This is a genomic window from Tistrella arctica, from assembly GCF_039630945.1.
GTDB classification, from domain to species: domain Bacteria; phylum Pseudomonadota; class Alphaproteobacteria; order Tistrellales; family Tistrellaceae; genus Tistrella; species Tistrella bauzanensis.
Genome location: NZ_JBBKTV010000006.1, coordinates 404,107 through 421,557 on the forward strand (window position 1 = coordinate 404,107; position 17,451 = coordinate 421,557).

18 protein-coding genes are annotated in these 17,451 nt (G+C 67.9%); 10 read left to right on the forward strand and 8 right to left on the reverse strand.

The features are described 5' to 3' along the window. The first annotated feature begins 21 nt into the window (after positions 1 to 21). Positions 22 to 747: an acetoacetyl-CoA reductase gene (gene phbB, locus WG924_RS15870; RefSeq protein ID WP_188576560.1), complete on the forward strand. Its 726-nt coding sequence runs from the start codon at positions 22 to 24 to the stop codon at positions 745 to 747. A 132-nt stretch (positions 748 to 879) separates the two neighbouring features. After that, positions 880 to 1,638, forward strand: a complete 759-nt coding sequence (locus WG924_RS15875) for an SIMPL domain-containing protein (protein WP_345934043.1) — start codon at positions 880 to 882, stop codon at positions 1,636 to 1,638. A 121-nt stretch (positions 1,639 to 1,759) separates the two neighbouring features. On the opposite strand, the gene WG924_RS15880 is transcribed toward WG924_RS15875, so the two are convergent. Both WG924_RS15880 and gloB read right to left on the reverse strand, forming a co-directional pair. Beyond that, positions 1,760 to 2,365, reverse strand: coding sequence for a glutathione S-transferase family protein (locus WG924_RS15880; RefSeq protein ID WP_345934044.1), 606 nt, complete (start codon positions 2,363 to 2,365; stop codon positions 1,760 to 1,762). Between the two features lie 96 nt (positions 2,366 to 2,461). Next, the gene (gene gloB / locus WG924_RS15885; protein WP_345934046.1) at positions 2,462 to 3,241 is read right to left on the reverse strand and encodes a hydroxyacylglutathione hydrolase; all 780 of its coding nucleotides are present in this window, start codon (positions 3,239 to 3,241) and stop codon (positions 2,462 to 2,464) included. A 179-nt stretch (positions 3,242 to 3,420) separates the two neighbouring features. Between gloB and WG924_RS15890 the strand changes: the two genes are divergently transcribed. Beyond that, positions 3,421 to 4,236, forward strand: a complete 816-nt coding sequence (locus WG924_RS15890; protein ID WP_345934047.1) for a methyltransferase domain-containing protein — start codon at positions 3,421 to 3,423, stop codon at positions 4,234 to 4,236. On the opposite strand, the gene WG924_RS15895 is transcribed toward WG924_RS15890, so the two are convergent. From WG924_RS15895 to WG924_RS15905, 3 genes are all read right to left on the reverse strand, one after another. Then, a complete protein-coding gene (locus tag WG924_RS15895) occupies positions 4,233 to 5,510 on the reverse strand; it encodes a TRAP transporter large permease (RefSeq protein WP_345934048.1) in 1,278 nt (425 codons plus the stop codon). The genes WG924_RS15890 and WG924_RS15895 overlap by 4 nt on opposite strands. A gap of 91 nt (positions 5,511 to 5,601) precedes the next feature. Next, positions 5,602 to 6,117, reverse strand: coding sequence for a TRAP transporter small permease (locus WG924_RS15900; protein ID WP_345934049.1), 516 nt, complete (start codon positions 6,115 to 6,117; stop codon positions 5,602 to 5,604). Positions 6,118 to 6,231: 114 nt separating this feature from the next. Beyond that, positions 6,232 to 7,239 (reverse strand): TRAP transporter substrate-binding protein, encoded by a 1,008-nt coding sequence (locus WG924_RS15905; RefSeq protein WP_345934050.1) that lies wholly within the window; start codon positions 7,237 to 7,239, stop codon positions 6,232 to 6,234. Between the two features lie 373 nt (positions 7,240 to 7,612). Here WG924_RS15905 and WG924_RS15910 point away from each other — a divergent pair, with 373 nt between their 5' ends. Next, a complete protein-coding gene (locus WG924_RS15910) occupies positions 7,613 to 8,959 on the forward strand; it encodes a sensor histidine kinase (RefSeq protein WP_345934051.1) in 1,347 nt (448 codons plus the stop codon). An 8-nt stretch (positions 8,960 to 8,967) separates the two neighbouring features. Here WG924_RS15910 and metW read toward each other — a convergent pair whose 3' ends face one another. Both metW and metX read right to left on the reverse strand, forming a co-directional pair. Beyond that, complete coding sequence (metW, locus tag WG924_RS15915; RefSeq protein WP_345934143.1) at positions 8,968 to 9,639, reverse strand: methionine biosynthesis protein MetW; 672 nt, start codon at positions 9,637 to 9,639, stop codon at positions 8,968 to 8,970. Positions 9,640 to 9,695: 56 nt separating this feature from the next. Next, on the reverse strand, positions 9,696 to 10,841 hold the full coding sequence (gene metX / locus WG924_RS15920) for a homoserine O-acetyltransferase MetX (RefSeq protein ID WP_345934052.1): 1,146 nt from the start codon (positions 10,839 to 10,841) through the stop codon (positions 9,696 to 9,698). A gap of 249 nt (positions 10,842 to 11,090) precedes the next feature. Between metX and WG924_RS15925 the strand changes: the two genes are divergently transcribed. From WG924_RS15925 to WG924_RS15935, 3 genes are all read left to right on the forward strand, one after another. Beyond that, complete coding sequence (locus tag WG924_RS15925) at positions 11,091 to 12,011, forward strand: chorismate mutase (RefSeq protein ID WP_345934053.1); 921 nt, start codon at positions 11,091 to 11,093, stop codon at positions 12,009 to 12,011. Positions 12,012 to 12,257: 246 nt separating this feature from the next. Beyond that, positions 12,258 to 13,355: a histidinol-phosphate transaminase gene (gene hisC, locus WG924_RS15930; RefSeq protein WP_345934054.1), complete on the forward strand. Its 1,098-nt coding sequence runs from the start codon at positions 12,258 to 12,260 to the stop codon at positions 13,353 to 13,355. Between the two features lie 77 nt (positions 13,356 to 13,432). Next, entirely contained in the window at positions 13,433 to 14,323 is an 891-nt protein-coding gene (locus WG924_RS15935) for a prephenate/arogenate dehydrogenase family protein (protein WP_345934055.1), read from the forward strand. An 86-nt stretch (positions 14,324 to 14,409) separates the two neighbouring features. Here WG924_RS15935 and WG924_RS15940 read toward each other — a convergent pair whose 3' ends face one another. Beyond that, on the reverse strand, positions 14,410 to 15,423 hold the full coding sequence (locus tag WG924_RS15940; RefSeq protein WP_345934056.1) for a DUF2125 domain-containing protein: 1,014 nt from the start codon (positions 15,421 to 15,423) through the stop codon (positions 14,410 to 14,412). 214 nt (positions 15,424 to 15,637) lie between these two features. Between WG924_RS15940 and WG924_RS15945 the strand changes: the two genes are divergently transcribed. Genes WG924_RS15945 through WG924_RS15955 form a run of 3 tightly spaced genes read left to right on the forward strand, consistent with a single transcriptional unit; the run spans position 15,638 to position 17,191 of the window. Then, entirely contained in the window at positions 15,638 to 16,279 is a 642-nt protein-coding gene (locus WG924_RS15945; RefSeq protein ID WP_345934057.1) for a gamma-glutamylcyclotransferase, read from the forward strand. 22 nt (positions 16,280 to 16,301) lie between these two features. Beyond that, positions 16,302 to 16,760 (forward strand): PaaI family thioesterase, encoded by a 459-nt coding sequence (locus WG924_RS15950; RefSeq protein WP_345934058.1) that lies wholly within the window; start codon positions 16,302 to 16,304, stop codon positions 16,758 to 16,760. Further along, entirely contained in the window at positions 16,757 to 17,191 is a 435-nt protein-coding gene (locus WG924_RS15955; protein ID WP_188576594.1) for a PaaI family thioesterase, read from the forward strand. Before WG924_RS15950 ends, WG924_RS15955 begins: the two co-directional genes overlap by 4 nt. Positions 17,192 to 17,451 lie beyond the last annotated feature (260 nt).

Genomic DNA, 17,451 nt, shown 5'->3' on the forward strand with positions numbered 1-17,451 from the left:
AGATCCAGGAGGCCAGGGAAGATGGCACGAGTGGCAATCGTCACCGGCGGCACGCGCGGCATCGGTCGTGCGATTTCGGAACGCCTGAAGGCGGACGGCTTCACCGTCGCCGCCAATTACGGCGGCAATGATGCCGCGGCACAGGCGTTCTCGTCGGAGACCGGGATCGCCGTCTACAAGTGGGATGTGGGCGATTTCGACGCCTGCACCGCCGGTGTCGCCAAGGTCGAGGCCGAACTGGGGCCGGTCGACGTGGTGGTGAACAATGCCGGCATCACCCGCGACGCCACCCTGCACAAGATGACCCATGCCCAGTGGGACGAGGTCATCCGCACTGATCTGACCTCAGTGTTCAACATGTCGCGGCTGGTGATCGAGGGCATGCGCGCCCGCTCTTATGGCCGGATCATCAATATCAGCTCGATCAACGGCCAGAAGGGCCAGATCGGCCAGACCAATTATTCCGCCGCCAAGGCCGGCATGATCGGCTTCACCAAGGCGCTGGCCCAGGAAGCCGCGTCCAAGGGCATCACCGTCAACGTGATCGCGCCCGGTTATGTTGACACAGAAATGGTTGCGGCGGTTCCCGAGCCGGTGCTGCAGAAGATTATCGGGACCATTCCGGTCGGCCGGCTTGGCAAGGCCGAGGAGATCGCCCGCACGGTGAGCTTCCTGGCGGCCGAGGACGCCGGCTTCATCACCGGCGCCACCCTTACCGTCAACGGCGCTCAGTACATCGCCGGCTGACCCGCATCCGGGGACGGTCCCCGCGCCGGCACCGCCATCAGGTGGTGCCGACGCGGAGACCCACCCCGGCACCTCACGCGGGCCGGCCGGAGATCAGCACCCGACATCCCCCGATCCGAGGTGACATCACCCATGCTTCGCAGCCGTTCTTCGCGCACCGCCGCGTTCTCCCTCTCTCCCCTGCTGGCCGGCGCCGCACTGATGGTGCTGGCCGTGGCCGCCACCCCCGGCAGCGCCCGGGCCGAGCGCGATATTCCCGATGGCGCCACCGTGCTGTCGCTGTCTGAAACCGCCACCACCGTGGTTGCCGCCGATCGTGCCCGCGCCACGCTCGCCGCCGAGGAGCGCGGCCCCGATGCCGTCAAGGTTCAGGGCGAGATCAACCGCAAGATCGAGGCGGCATTGAAAGTCGCGCGCGAGGTGTCGGCGGTGAAGGTCGAAACCGGCGGCTACGGCGTCTATCCGGTCGATCTGGAGGAAGGCAAGGCCCGTGCCTGGAACGGCCGCCAGTCCATCGAGCTCGACAGCGGCGACATGGTGGCGCTGGCCGATCTGGCCGGACGTCTTCAGGCCATGGGGCTGGTGTTGCAGGATCTGAACACCTATGTCTCGGACGACCGCGCCCGCGCCGAAAGCGACCGGCTGACGCTCGACGCCATCCGGCAGATCCGCGCCCGCGCCGATCTGATCGGCCGCGAGATCGGCACCCGCACGGTCAAGATCCGCTCCATCGCACCCGGCGGCGGTCCGGGCAATCCGCAGCCGATCCCGTTCAAGGTCCAGCGGATGGAAGCCATGTCCGCCAGCGCCGACATGGCCGCCCCCTCGATCGAGCCGGGCGAGCGCACGTTGCGTCTCACCGTTCAGGCCGAGCTGCTGCTGGAACCCTGATCGCCGGCCATAGACAGACGCAAACCGCCGCTCGTGACGTCTGTCCCGGGCGGCGGTTTCATGGCAGGCTCTTCGGATGGCAGGCTCATAGGCGGATGGAGGCGTCGGGATAGCCGTCTGTTCAGCCCGGCATGGTCGCCTGCATCGACGGCCGAGCACCGAAGACCGCGAACCACGCCGCCAGCTTCGGCCGGCCATCGCGCCAGGCATCGTCGGCGAAGCGGAAATCCATATAGCCCAGCGCCGCCGCGACCGCCAGCCGGCCCAGGCTGGGGGTGTCGCCCAGAACCGTATCGGCTTCCTGTTCCAGCAGGTCCAGTGTCCGCACCATCTTGGCCTTCTGGCGGGCATCCCAGCCGGCCCAACGATAGGGTTCAGGGCGGCGCAGACGCTCGATCAGCCGGGCGACGCCGGCATCGATCACGCCGTGTCCCAGCGCCGCCAGCCGGCGCTCCGACACCCAGCCGGCATCGTCCTGCGGCACCAGCCGGTTGCCGCCCAGGCTGCGGTCAAGATATTCGGCGATCAGCAGGCTTTCCACCAGCACCCGGCCGTCATCCAGTTCCAGCGCCGGCACCTTCTCAAGCGGGTTCACCGCGGCCAGGCCCGAGGTCTCGGTCCAGGGATCGCTGACCGTGGTCTCCACCCGGTCGGCGATGTCCAGTTCCAGGATCGCCAGCCGCACGATCCGTGCGAAGGGTGAGGTGGTGGTATAGTACAGCTTCATCGTCCGCGGTCTCCCGTTCTGGGCTGTTGGGGCGTCTCCCGGACGAAACCCTAGGCGGGTGCGGGCCCCGCCGCAAGCGCACTCAACGCGCCACGCTCACGCGCGGTCCTTGGCGCTGCGCACCGCCGCGAACACATCCTCAGGCGCCCGCCCGGCCAGCCCCATGGTCGCGGCCAGCACCGGATCGTCGGCGCGCAGGAACGGGTTGGTCAGCTTTTCATCGCCCAGCCGCGACGGCACGGTCGGGATATCGGCCGCGCGGGCGCGGGCGACATCCTCGGCCCGTGCCGCCAGCGCCGGGTTCGACGGATCGATGGCGCGGGCGAAGCGGGCATTCGACGCGGTGTATTCATGGGCGCAATAGACCATGGTGTCGTCGGGCAGCTCGCGCAGCTTCAGCAGCGATTGCCACATCTGCGGCATCGTGCCCTCGAACACCCGCCCGCAGCCCAGCGCGAACAGCGTGTCGCCGCAGAACAGCGCGCCATGGCGTTCGAAATGGAAGGCGATATGGCCGCTGGTATGGCCGGGCACGTCGATCACCCGCGCGATGGCGCCGCCCAGGTCATAGCTGTCGTCCTGGCCCAGCGCCAGATCGATGCCGGGGATGCGCGACCGGTCGGCCGCCGGGCCGACGATGGTCAGCCCATAACGCGCCTTCAACGCCAGATTGCCGCCGACATGATCGCCATGATGATGGGTGTTCAGAATATGGGTGGGGGTGCGGCCCAGCCGGTCCAGCGCCGCCACCACCGGCTCCACCTCGGCCGGGTCGACGATCGCCGTCGCCGTCGGTCCATCGGCGTCGTCGACCAGGATCAGGAAGACATAATTGTCCGACAGGCACGCAATGCGTTCGACGGTGAAACGGATCATCTGGCGGTCCTCAAGCTGGCGATCGGTGGGGTTATCCTATCACAGACGGCGCTGGTGCGGGGTGCCGCGCTGGCCGCCGCCGCGACGCCGCGCCGCGCTTGCAGGCGGCGACCGCCGCCCCCATCTCTGCCCTCGGGTTCGATCATGAGCCGCGACCGCCCCAGGAGCCGCGACCGCCCATGTGGCATGACATCATCGAGCTGCGGAATTTCTATCAGTCGCGCAGCGGCCGGATCGCGCAGCGCCTTCTGCGCCGCGATCTGCGGCGGATCTGGCCACGGGTGGGCCCCGGCGAAACCTTGTTGGGGCTTGGCTATGCCACCCCGTTCCTGCGGCCGTTCCTGGGCGAGGCGGGCCGCGTGATCGCAGCGATGCCTGCCCCCCAGGGTGGCCATGTCTGGCCGCCCGAAGGCCCCAATCTGGTGGCGCTGGTCGAGGAATTCGAACTGCCCTATCCCGACCAGAGCATCGACCGGCTGGTGATGGTGCATGCGCTGGAATTCGCCCCCGCCGCCCAGACCCTGCTGCGCGAATGCTGGCGGGTGCTGCGGCCCAGCGGCCGGATGGTGGTGGTGGTGCCCAATCGGCGCGGCATCTGGGCGCGGGTCGACCGCACGCCTTTCGGCCATGGCAATCCCTACAGCGCCGGCCAGATCACCCGTCTGCTGCACCGGTCGATGTTCGTGACCGGCACCGCCGAAACCGCGCTGTTCGCGCCGCCGGCCGAACGCGGGCTGGGCCTGCGGATCGCCGGGCCGCTGGAACGCTTCGGCCGGCGCTGGCTGCCGGCCGTCGGCGGAGTGGTGATCATCGAGGCGCAGAAGCAGGTCTATGCGGCAACGCCGCCCGGCGGCCGGCGGGTGCCGGCGCGGGTGGCCGTGGCCGGCCGCCTGGCGCCATCCGGCCGCCGCCGCCCGGCCTGGGCGCCGGGTCGCGGTGTGGCGGGGGTCGCCAGTGCGCCACCGGCCGATGCCGGCGATACCGGGCCCGACTAGCGATAGATCAGGTCGCGCAGGGTCAACGCCAGCGGCGACCAGTAGGTGATCAGCATCTGGCAGGCCAGGACCACGGCAATGAACGGCAGCAGATAGCGCACCATCCGGTTCAGCGGCACCTGCGCCACGGCACTGGCCGCGAACAGGTTCACGCCGAAGGGCGGGGTGAACATGCCCATGGCCAGATTGACCACCATGATGATGCCGAAATGCACCGGATCGATGCCGAAGCTGATCGCCACCGGCGCCAGGATCGGCGCCAGCACGATGATCGAGGCCGAGGTTTCGATGAACATCCCCACCAGGAACAACACGATGTTCACCGCCACCAGAAAGCCCAGCGGCCCGGCGAAGGTATCGGCCAGGAACCGGCCCAGTGCCGCCGGTACGCCCGCCTGCGTGATCAGATAGGAAAACAGCCCCGCCGCGGCGATGATGAACATGATCACCGCCGACGAGATCACCGATTTGCGGAAGATCACCGGCAGGTCGCGCAGCTTCAGTTCGCGATGAACGCCGAAGCCGATCATCAGCGCCGCCACCACCGCCACGACCGAGGCTTCGGTGGGGGTGAAGACACCGCCATAGATCCCGCCCAGCACCACCACCGGCAGCATCAGCGACGCGAAGGCGCGCCGGGTGGCGGTCATCACCGGCAGGCGGTCCAGGCCGTCTCCCGCCCCCCAGCCGGTCATCCGCGACCAGACCACGACCGTCACCGCCAGCGCGCCGGCGATCAGCAGGCCGGGGCCGAAACCGGCGATGAACAACTCGCCGATCGACACTTCCGCCGACACGCCATACAGGATCAGCGGGATCGATGGCGGCACGATCACGCCCAGTTCCGCCGACACCGCCTGCACCGATGCGGCATAGGGTCGGGGATAGCCATGCTTCGCCAGCGCCGGGATCAGGATGGCGCCGATCGCGAATGTGGTGGCCACCGACGAGCCGGAGACGGCCGCGAAGATCATGCAGGTCAGCACGCAGGTGACGGCCAGCCCGCCGCGCATGCCGCCGACCAGCGATTTGGCGAAGTCGACCAGCCGATAGGAGATACCGGCCCGCTCCATGATATTGCCGGCCAGAATGAAGAACGGCACCGCGACCAGCGGAAATTTGTCGATCGCGATGAACAACTGCTGCACCACGATCAGCAGTGGCAGCTTGGTGAAGGCATAGACGCCGAAGGCGCTGGCCAGGCCGACGGCAATGCCGACCGGCACCGACAGCCCCAGCAGCACCAGCATGGCGAGCAGCATGGCGGCGGTCATGGGTGTTCCCGTTTCCGTGGCGACATCTTGCGTGATGGTGGCGACATCTTGCGTGATGACCGGGCGATACGCGCGCCGCTGGCCGCCGGCATCAGACCTGGGCGTCCAACTGGGCCCGGTCCGCCTCGTCCCGGCGGGTCTGCGGATCGACCAGCCGCGCCAGAACCGCCAGCATGCAGAAGGCCGCCCCCGCCGGCAGGGCCGCATAGGCGACGCTGACCGGAATATCGAGCCCGGCGAGATTCTGGAACCGCACCCGCTGGGCGATGATGATGCCCTGCCAGACCATCAGCCCCAGAAACGCGAAGCTCGACACCGCGATCAGCCCGTCCAGCACCAGCCTGGTCACGCCGGATGAGGCCCGGCGCGCCAGATCGACCGATACCGCCGCACCGGTGCGGAAGGCACCGGCGGCCCCCAGAAATACCATCCAGGCGACCAGTAGCTGGATCGCCACTTCCGACCAGGGACTGGGCTGGGCCAGCACGAAGCGGGCGACGATCTGCCAGAAGCCGATCGCGACCGCGGCCCCCAGTGCCAGCATGGCGGCCAGCACCGCCAGCCCGGTCAGAAACCGGTCCGCGGCAAGAATGAGGCGGACGATCATCAGGCGCACCGTTTCCAGAAAGAAGGTCTCCGACACAGATCATGGACGGCATGTCCGCCCGCCGGCCTCGTTGGCGGGCAGGGCGTCCACACCGTCCGGATCATCGATCGGCGATTACGGCTGCCACTCCCGGATGCGCTTGATCAGCGCCGGATCGAAGCGCTTCTCGTACTCGGCATAGGCCGGCGCCAGGGCTTCGGCGAAGCGGGCCCCGTCGGGATGCTCGACCACGGTCATGCCGGCCGCTTCCAGCTTGGCGATACCGTCTGCCTCGAAGGTCTCGACCTGTTTGCGCATGGCGTCGGCGCCGATCTTGGCCGCCTCCTTGAAGGCGGTCTTCTCAGCGTCCGACAGTTCGTCCCAGCGCGACGGCGCCATGATGAACAGGGCCGGCGAATAGACATGGCCGGTCAGCGACAGATACTTCTGCACCTGGGCGAAATTGCCCGACACGATCACCGGGATCGGGTTTTCCTGGCCGTCGATGGTGCCCTGCTGCATGGCCGTGAACACTTCGGGGAAGGCCATCGGGGTCGGCAGCGCGCCCAGCGTGGTGAAGGCGCGCATATGCACGTCGTTCTGCATGGTGCGGATCTTCAGGCCCTTGACGTCCTCGGGCTCGGTCACCGCGACCTTGTTGTTGGTCAGGTGCCGGAAGCCGTTCTCGCCCCAGGCCAGGGCGATCAGGCCGCGCTCAGGGAACTTGTCCAGCACCGCCTGGCCGATCTCGCCGTCCAGAACGCCACGGGCATGGGCATAGTCGCGGAACAGGAACGGGATGTCGAAAGTGAGGGTGTCGGGCACGAAATTGCCGACCGGGCCGGTCGAGGTGACGACCAGATCGATGGTGCCGAACTGCGCGCCCTCGATCATCTCGCGCTCACCGCCCAGCGCATTGGACGGGAACATCTCGACCACATACTTGCCGTCGGTCTTCTCGGCCAGCGCCTTGGCGAAGGCATCGGCACCGACACCGTAATGCGAGGTCGGCGGCAGGCTGTAGCCAAGCTTCAGGGTGATCGGATCGGCGGCGATGGCGGCACCGCCACCCACCAGCGCCACGGCCAGCAGGCCCGTTCCCAGCACGGCGGTCGCGGCCGTCCTGATCAGCGACAGGTTCATAGGGGTCTCCTCCCTCTCCCTCGGTTCTTCATGACCGGTCGGTCTGCGGCCGCTCAGGGGTCGTCCAGACTGCCCCATGCCACATGCACCCGTGCCGCCGTTCTCCGCGGCTGGTTCCGGTCGGCGCGTCCGACCGGGCGTCCCCACCCGTGTCGTCGCATCCATCTCTTTCCTTTTAACCGGTTAAGACTGGCCTGTCTTCTGCCGATCCGCGCCTTTGATCATGATCGGCCGGTCATTTTCCCCGATCCTGTCAATCCGGCGGCCGGTCGAGATGCCATCTTTGGTGCAAAAGGCCGCAATCATGCGCGGAAGATTGCAATCGCACAGCCCCGGCGCAATGATCAAGCATGGTTTCCCGAGGGATGCAGGCATGCCCCGTCTTCCGGTCGATCCGCCGCCGCCGGCCAGACTGACGGTTGACGCGGACCAGCGCTGGCGCCGCACCCTTGCTGCCGCCGATCGCGCGGCCCTGCGGGCACTGGCGCGCGGCCGTCCGCTGGAAAACGTGCTCAACATCGTCTGCAACGCGCTGGAACGGCTGATCGACGATGCCGCCTGCTCGGTGCTGTTGCTGACCCCCGACGGCCGCCATCTGGTGCATGGCGCCGCGCCAAGGCTGCCGCAGGCCTATATCGATGCAATCAACGGCGCCGAGATCGGGCCCTCGGTCGGCTCCTGCGGAACCGCTGCCCATTTCGGCCGTCAGGTCATCGTCGAGGATATCCGCTCCAGTCCGCTCTGGGTCGATTTCCGCGACGCCGCCGATGCCGCGGGCCTGCGCGCCTGCTGGTCGACCCCGATCCGCAATCCCAAGGGCAATGTCCTCGGCACCTTCGCGGTCTATTTCCACCAGCCACGCGGCCCTCTGCGCCGGGATCTGCGCACCGCCGCGCATATGGCGACCCTCGCCGCCGTCGCCATCGCCCGGCGGCGCGCCGAGGATGCGCTGCTGGAGGCAAAAGCCCGGGCGGAAGACGCCAACACCGCCAAGACCACCTTCCTTGCCGGCATGAGCCATGAATTGCGCACGCCGCTGAATGCCATCATCGGCTTTGCCGAAATCATGGCCACCGAGATGCACGGGCCGGTCGGGTCGCCACGCTATCTGGACTATGCCAAGATCATCGCCACCAGCGGCCGCCATCTTCTGGCCCTGATCGACGACCTGCTCGACCTGTCGAAGCTGGAGGCCGGACGGGTGACGCTGATGCGAGAGCCGGTCGATCTGGGGCTGGTGGTCCGCGACGCCCTGTCGATGGCCGGCCAGCCCGAACCGGCCGATGCCCCCGCCATCGTCGCCGATCTCGCCGCCGGCCCGCTGGTGGTCGAGGCCGACCGCCGGGCCCTGGTTCAGGTGCTGATCAACCTGATCGGCAATGCGACCAAGTTCACCGGTGCCGATGGCCGTGTTACCGTGCGGCTTCTGCTGACGCCGGACGGCCGGCCGGGCTTCGAGGTGACGGATACCGGTATCGGCATTCCGGCCGACCGGCTGGCCGATCTGTGCCGGCCCTTCGTGCAGATCGAAAACGTCTATTCCCGCGAGCGCCGCGGCACCGGCATGGGGCTTTACATCTCACGCAGCCTGATCGACCTGCATGGCGGCAGCTTCGAGATCGAGAGCCCCGACGCGACCGGCACCACGGTGAGGGTGCTTCTGCCCGCCGACCGGCGGCTGAAGGACGCGGCGACGGCGTCCGCCGGCGCCCATATCTGACCCGGCGCTCATATCTGATCTGACCCGGCGTCAGGAGCGCGGCGCGCGCCCAGCACGAACATGCCGATCTCTCCCATCAGATTGGCATAGGCGCCGGGGGCATCGCGCCGCACCACGCGGCCATGGCTGTCCAGCGCCAGCGCGGTTTCGATCCGCACATCCGATGCCGCGCACAGCCGCACGAAATCGGTGATCGTGCACAGATGGATGTTCGGCGTGTCGTACCAGGCATAGGGCAGGCCTTCCGTGCGCGGCATCCGGCCGCGCAGCAGCAGATAGGCCCGGCAGCGCCAATAGGCGAAATTGGGAAACGACACGATCGCCCGCCGCCCGATCCGGACCAGATTGCGGATCACCAGATCCGGCCGGCGGGTGGCCTGCAGGGTCTGGCTCAACACCACCACGTCGAAGGCATCATCGGGGAAATGATCCAGGTCGTGATCGACATCGCCCTGAATGACCGACAGGCCGCGGGCGACGCATTCCTGCACGCCCTGCTGGCTCAGCTCGATGCCGCGGGCATCGCAGCCCTTCACCCGGTCCAGATAATGCAGCAGCACACCGTCGCCACAGCCGATATCCAGCACCCGCGCATGCGGCTCCACCATCCCGGCCAGCAGGTCCAGATCGGGGCGCAGCGCCGGATAGCCGTGGGCGTCGTGGATCACCGCCGGCCCCATCGGCCGGATGCGCCGATCGCGCCCATCCGTGCCATGCCGGTCGGTGGCACGCCCGCTCATGGCCGCACCAGCCCGGCATGGGCGGCGGCGCCGTCCATGAAGCCCGAGACGATGCGCGCGAACACCGGCTCGTCCAGCAGGAAGGCGTCGTGGCCACGATCGGTGTCGATCTCGGTGAAGCTGACATTGCCGGCCACGGCATTGACCGCGCGGGCGATGGTGCGGCTTTCCACCGTCGGGAACAGCCAGTCCGACGAGAACGAGATCAGGCAGAACCGCACCCGGCTGCCACGGAAGGCACTGGCCAGCACGCCGCCATGATCGGCCGCGATGTCGAAATAATCCATCGCCCGGGTGATATACAGATAGCTGTTGGCGTCGAAGCGGTCGACGAAGCTGATGCCCTGATGGCGCAGATAGCTTTCCACCTGAAAATCCGCCTCGAAGCCATACGACATCCGCTGGCGGTCCTGCAGCCTGCGACCGAACTTGGTGTGCAGGGCCATTTCCGACAGATAGGTGATATGCGCGGTCATCCGCGCCACGGCCAGCCCTTTGGTCGGGCGGGTGTCGTGGTCGGCATAGCGGCCCTGATGCCATGCGGGGTCGGCGATGATCGCCTGACGGCCGACCTCGTGAAAGGCGATGTTCTGCGCGGAGTGGCGGGCCGCCGTGGCGATCGGCACCGCCGCGAACACCCGGTCGGGATAGCTGACCGCCCATTGCAGCACCTGCATGCCGCCCATCGACCCGCCGACCACCGCGAACAGCCGGTCGATGCCCAGATGGTCGATCAGCAGCTTCTGCGCCCGCACCATATCGGCGATCGTCACCAGCGGAAAATCGGTGCCCCAGACCGTGCCGGTCTGCGGGTTGATACTGGCGGGCCCGGTCGATCCCATGCAGCCGCCCAGAATATTGGCGCAGATCACGAACATGCGGTCGGTGTCGATCGGTCTGCCCGGCCCGACCAGGGTCTCCCACCAGCCGGCCCTGCCGGTGACCGGATGCCTGCCCACGACGTGCTGGTCGCCGGCCAGCGCGTGACAGATCAGCACCGCATTGCTGCGATCGGCATTCAGCCGGCCTTGCGTGGTATAGGCGATATCGATCGGCCCCAGGCTGCGGCCGCAGTCCAGCGGCATGGCCTCGTCCACCGCCAGACGCGCGATATGGCTGACACCGTCGGCATCCGGGCCCATCGGAACCTCCCTCTCCAGGGGGATGTGGCAGAACGATCAGGCAACGTAGCTAGAAGCCGTGCCCGGATCGTGTCAACGTTTTCTTTGATTTTGGCGGGGACGGCGACTATCAATGGTCGCCGGGTTCCGTCCGTTCGCTGCGGATCATGTCCGCGGCGTCTGCCGACCGCCCTGCCCCGCCCATCCTCTTCCCCGGATCGACCGCGCCGGCCGCAAGCCCTCGGCGCGTTCCTGGAGATCGTGCCGACCATGTCCAGCCCGGAACCGACGCCAGACGAACGCCTCGACGTGCTGCGCCAGCAGATCGACACCATCGACGACGAGTTGCACGATCTGATCGTGCGCCGTACCGAACTCGTCGAGCGGGTGGGCGAGATCAAGCGCGATGCCTGGGGGCAGGTCAGCTTCATCCGCCCCGGCCGCGAGGCACGTATGCTCCGCCGGCTCAACGCCCAGCATCGCGGCCGCTTCCCGCGCCCGGTGCTGCTCCGGCTGTGGCGCGAGATGATCATCGGATCACTGTGCCTGGAAGGGCCGTTTTCCGTGGCGGTGTTCGATGGCCGCGGCGATGGCGAGTTCTGGGATCTGTCACGCGACCATTTCGGGTCGTTCGCGCCCATGCGTGCCCATCGCAGCGCCACCGAGGTCGTGACCGAAATCAGCGCCGGCAGCGCCACCGTCGGCGTGTTGCCGGTCCCCGGCAGTCATCATGCCAATGACGACGCTCACTGGTGGCGGGCGCTGTTCAGCGAACGCCCCGGCACGCCTAAGGTGATCGCACGCCTGCCCTTCGTGCGCATGCCCAACAGCCGCGCTCAGGATCTGGACGGGCTGGTGATCTCGGCGCTGGACCCCGAGCCCACCGGCGACGACCGCAGCCTGATCGCGGTTGAACTGGAAGGCTCGGAAATCAGCCGCGACCGCCTGTTCGAGGGTTTCGAGCGGGCCGGCCTGCGGGCGCGCTGGATCGACAGCCACGTCACCGGCGGCCCCGCAAATCTGCGCACCCATCTTCTGGAGGTGCCTGAATTCGTCGCCGCCGATGACGAGCGGCTGGCCCGGCTGCGCAACAGCTTTCCCGATGTCGCGGCACGGGTGATCGCGATCGGCGGCTATGCCACGCCGCTGACCCTCGACGAGTTGCGATACCCCGCGCCGCCGGTCGGTTGAGGCCGGCGGCAGCACCCGCGTCTCGCCGCACCCGCCCCGTTCCAGCGCTTGGCCCCTTGGCTCGTGTGCCGGGCCCGCGGACACTGGATGTCGCGGCCCATGATCCGCGCAATCTCGTGATCCGTGCAAGCTGTGACCGGCGCAAGGCGTTTCACCATGTCCGGCGCCGCGATCCCGCTCATCGCCCTCTGTCGCCCCCAACCCGCACGGCCGGCGCCGGCGGACGTGTCCTCAATGGAGACCAGCATGACCGCGCTTACCCCCCGTCCGGGTATTATGGACATCAAGCCCTATGTCGGCGGCAAGAACAGTGCCGACGGCGCCGGGCGGGTGATCAAGCTCGCCTCGAACGAAAACGATCTCGGTCCCAGCCCCAAGGCGGTCGAGGCGTATCTGTCCTGCGCCAGCATGCTGCACCGCTATCCTGAGGGTGGCGCCGACGATCTGCGTCAGGCGATCGGCGAGGTTCACGGGCTGGATCCCGCCCGGATCGTCACCGGCTGCGGCTCCGACGAGATCCTCACCCTGTTGTCGCGCGCCTATGCCGGCCCCGATGATCACGTGCTGTACAGCCAGTACGGCTTCCTGATGTACCCGATCAACGCCAAGGCCGTGGCCGCGCGGCCGATGCAGGCCCCGGAATCGGCGCTGATCGCCGATGTCGACCAGATGCTGGCCCATGTCACCGATCGCACGCGGATCGTGTTCCTGGCCAATCCGAACAACCCGACCGGCAGTCTGCTGCCGGCGTCGGAAGTGCGCCGCCTGCATGCCGGCCTGTCGCCGTCGACGCTGCTGGTGCTGGACGCGGCCTATGCCGAATACGTCACCGATCCCGATTACAGCCCCGGTGTCGATCTGGTCGACGCCGCCCAGAACGTCGTGATGGCGCGTACCTTCTCGAAGATCTATGGGCTGGCGGCGCTGCGGGTCGGCTGGGCCTATTGCTCAGGCCCGGTCGCCGATGTGCTGAACCGCATCCGCAACCCGTTCAACGTGCCGCTGCCGGCGCAGGTCGCCGCCACCGCCGCCGTCCGCGATCAGGAGCATGTCGCCCGGGTGCGTGCCTATACGGTCGAAAAGCGCGCCTGGCTGGCCGGCGAGCTGACCGCGATGGGGCTGGTGGTCCATCCCAGCCACGGCAATTTCCTGCTGGTCGATTTCCCGGCCGACGGGCCCCACACCGCCGCCGCGGTCTATGAGCAGTTGATGGCCGATGGCATCATCCTGCGGGCCATGGGCGGCTATGGCCTGCCCAACGCCCTGCGCATCACCGTCGGTGCGCCGGAAAGCCTGGATGCGCTGGTGGCAAGCCTGAACACCATCCTCGGCCGCAACGGCTGATCCGGCCCGGCCGGTATCGCGCCGGCCGGCGTCCTTGTCGTCCCGACGTCCTCCCTCTCCCGGAAACCGTCTCTGTCATGGTCAAGAACCCCCCGGTCATCAACCGTCTCGCCATTCTCGGCATCGGCCTCATCGGCAGCTCCGTCTCGCGTGCCGCGCGCCAGTATGGCGCGGCGGCCCGGGTGGTCGCCTATGACACCGATGGCGAGCGGCTGGCGCGGGCGCTGGCGCTGGGGGCCATCGACGATGCCGCCGCCAGTCTGGAAGACGCGGTGGCCGATGCCGATATGGTGGTGATGTGCGCCCCCGTCGGCGCCATGGGGGCGATCGCGCGCCAGGCGGCGCCGGCCATGCGGGCCGGCGCCATCCTGTCGGATGTCGGCTCGACCAAGACCTCGGTGGTGGCGGATGTGCTGCCGGTGCTGCCCCAAGGCGTCCATTTCATCCCCGCGCATCCGGTCGCCGGCACCGAGAAATCAGGCCCCGAGAACGGCTTCGCCACCCTGTTCGACGGCCGCTGGTGCATTCTCACGCCCCCTCTGGGCGCCGACACCGCCGCGGTCGACCTCTGTGCCGCCTTCTGGCGGGCGCTGGGCAGCAATGTCGACGTGATGACGCCGGAGCATCACGACACGGTGCTGGCGATCACCTCGCATCTGCCGCATCTGATTTCCTACACCATCGTCGGCACGGTGATGGACCTGGAAGAGCATCACCACTGGGAGGTGTTCAAATACGCCGCCGGCGGCTTCCGCGATTTCTCGCGCCTCGCCGGCTCGGACCCGGTGATGTGGCGTGACGTGTTCCTGAACAACCGCGATGCGGTGCTGGAAATGCTCGGCCGGTTCACCGAAGACCTTCAGGCCCTGCAGCGGGCGATCCGCTGGGGCGATGCCGAAAAGCTTGAGGCGCTGTTCACCCGCACCCGCGATGCCCGCCGCCAGATCATCGAGGCACGCCAGGCCTGATCAGGCCTGATCTCGTTCTGGACCATCTCGTTCTGGACCATCTCGTTCTGGACCATCTCGTTCTGGACCATCCCGGGCGGGACCGTTCACGAGGCGGTCTCGGGCGGCAGCACCGGTTCCACCGGCACCAGCGGCAGGCCGGCCACACTCAACACGCCCGACTGGATGGTCAGCGGCACCCGCACCGCCGCGCGGCCCTCGTCGTCGACCCGCTCGAACAGGCCCAGCATCTGGTCGAGCACCGCCCGCATCGCCGGCTTGATATCGCCCGAGGCTTCCAGTCGCGCCAGCACGGTTTCGGCGCCGGCGATGCGGAAGGCGGCGGCCCCCTCGGGCCGCAGCGCCGCATCGAGCGCGAAAGTGCCGTCGCCGGTCACGGTGACGTCGTCGGCGATCGCCTCGAACCGGGTCATCTCCACCACACCGCCGTCGTCACGCCACCGCTCCAGCGCCGCACGCGTCACCGGCTCCGCCACCGGGCCGCTCCGGGTCAGGTCGACGAACAGCCGCGACAGGGTCGGCAGATCGGCGGCCTCAGGGTCCATGCCGTCGATTTCCAGTGCCCCGCGCATGCCGCCCTCGGCCTCGCGACGCTGATGCAACTGCGCGCGGGCCATGGTGAAACCGGCAGGCCGGCCGGTCGCGGGTGTGAAGCGGCCGGTCACCTCCGTCATGTCCAGCGCCGACCGCTGCAGCCGGCCCTGATCGTCGAACACAGCGCTTGCCGCCGCATGGGCGGGGGTCAGCGTGATCCCGCCGCCGGCGCTCGACAGCATCACCGGGCCGGTGATCACCGCCACCAGATGGGTCGGGCGCATGGGCTGCATGAACACCACCACCTGTTCCGCCGCCACACGTGCCGGGTCCGCCGTGCCGCCGGCCGTCAGCACCGGCACAGGCACGGTCGCCTCCAGCCGGAACGGCCAGCCGTTCACCACCACCGGACCGTGGCTGAAGTCGCGCCCCGCCACCTGCTGGTCGGCGGCGAAGCGGTCGACCGCGGCCGCGACCTCGTCGGCCAGCCGGAACCAATAGATCGTCCACACCGCCAGCAGCACCACGGGAACGGCGAGCAGTATCAGAACGCGCTTCAGTTTCATGGGCGGCGGATCTTCATGACAGAGGGCTCCGGTCGGCGGAGACGTAGGGGCTGACGTCTATATAGCGCCCGCCCGGCTCCGGGTCGAGCGGCGGCGCCCGGGCTTGTCGGGCATGGCGACCCTGCCGCCCGGGGGGACAGGCTTTGCGCCCGGGCCCCCGCGGGGGTAAAGTCGATCCCCGGATGGACGACCGTTCGCAAAGGGAGATCTGCGCATGCCGGCCGATGATGGCGCGGATGTCTGGGTGTTCGGCTATGGCTCGCTGATGTGGCGACCGGGGTTCGAGCCGGTGGAGAGCCGCACGGCCCTGTTGCGCGGCTATCACCGGTCGTTGTGCATCTATTCCACCCGCTATCGCGGCACGCCCGACCGGCCGGGGCTGGTTCTGGGGCTGGACCGGGGCGGGGCCTGCCGGGGCATCGCCTTCCGTATCGCCGCCGCCCAGACCCGTCAGGTTCTGGCCTATCTTGACGAGCGCGAGATGGGCCAGGACGACACGGTCTATCTGCGCCGCCTTCTGAACATCCGGCTGGATGACGGCCGCCAGGTCACGGCCGTCACCTATGTCGCGGATCGCAATGGCGCCCGCTACACCGGGCGGCTGGGTTTCGAGAATATGGCGACGCTGGTGCGCGCCGGCAGCGGCATGATGGGCACCGCCCACGATTATCTGTCACAGACCCTGGAACGGATGGCGGCGCTGGGCCTGCATGGCGGGCCACTGCGCCATGTGCTGGAGGCGGCGTCCGTGGGCCGTGATCCGGCCCCGGCGGCGGACATGGTGGATGGCACCACGACACATCCTGAATCCGCAACAGATTTGCCTTCCGGGGCCGGGTCGGGTAATCACGTGTAGAACAGGTTCAGGACGCGATCAGATGACCCCGATGGATACCGACAACAATCCGGCGCTGAAATCGATCTTCGGCGAGGATCACCCCCTGATCAGCCATTTCGGCATGGAGGTGATGGAGATCGACAAGGGCCTGGCGGTGGTGCGTCTGCCCTATCGCGGCTTCATGGTCGGCAATCCGGAAACCGGGGTTCTGCATGGCGGGGTGATGACCACGCTGATCGACAGCGCCTGCGGGATCGCGGTGTTCACCGCCCTGCCGCGCCTGCAGCCGATCGCGACCCTGGACCTGCGGATCGACTATATGCGGCCATCCACCCCGCATAAATGGCTGATGGCCCGCGCCAAGGTCACCCGCGTCACCCCCAATGTCGCCTTCGTGGTCGCCGAGGCCTGGCACGAGGGCGAGGACGGGCCGGTGGCCACGGCCGCCGGCAGCTTCATGATCGGCACCAAGCTGACCCACCGCGAGGACGCCGCATGATCAGCCTGAAGGACGCCATCGAACGGTCGCGCAGCAATGGCGACTTCACCGCGCTGAACGACGCGGTGCCCTATACCCGCTTCCTGAACCTCGCCGCCGAAGAGGGCGAGGGTGAGCTGATCTTCCGCATGGGCTATCGGCCCGAGCATATCGGCAATCAGGTTCTGCGGGCGCTGCATGGCGGCATCATCGGCTCGCTGCTGGAAACCGCCGCCCTCTCGCATGTGATCTGGGAGATGGAGCAGGTCCGCGTGCCCAAGACCATCACCATCACCATCGATTACCTGCGCTCGGGCCGACCGGTGGATACCTTCGCCGCCAGCCGGATCACCAAAATGGGCCGCCGGGTGGTGAATGTTCACACCACCGCCTGGCAGGATGACCGGTCGAAGCCAATCGCATCGGCCATCGCGCATTTCCTGATCGACTGACCAACGGTCCCTGACCCGATCGCCCGGCTACCCGACTGCCCGACTGCCCGGCTGCCACGGCATTTTCGCCCGCATGCCCGGCGGCCGTCACGCGCCTGCGAAATTCATCCACATTTTGCAGAACATGTGGAAGGCGCCTGTGACTCCACAAAATTTCAATGATTTCCACGGATTTTCGCACGGCTGATCGACGGGATATCCGCGATCACCCCCAGATCATGCACAGAGTTATCCACAGATTGGATATCCACAGGCTGTGC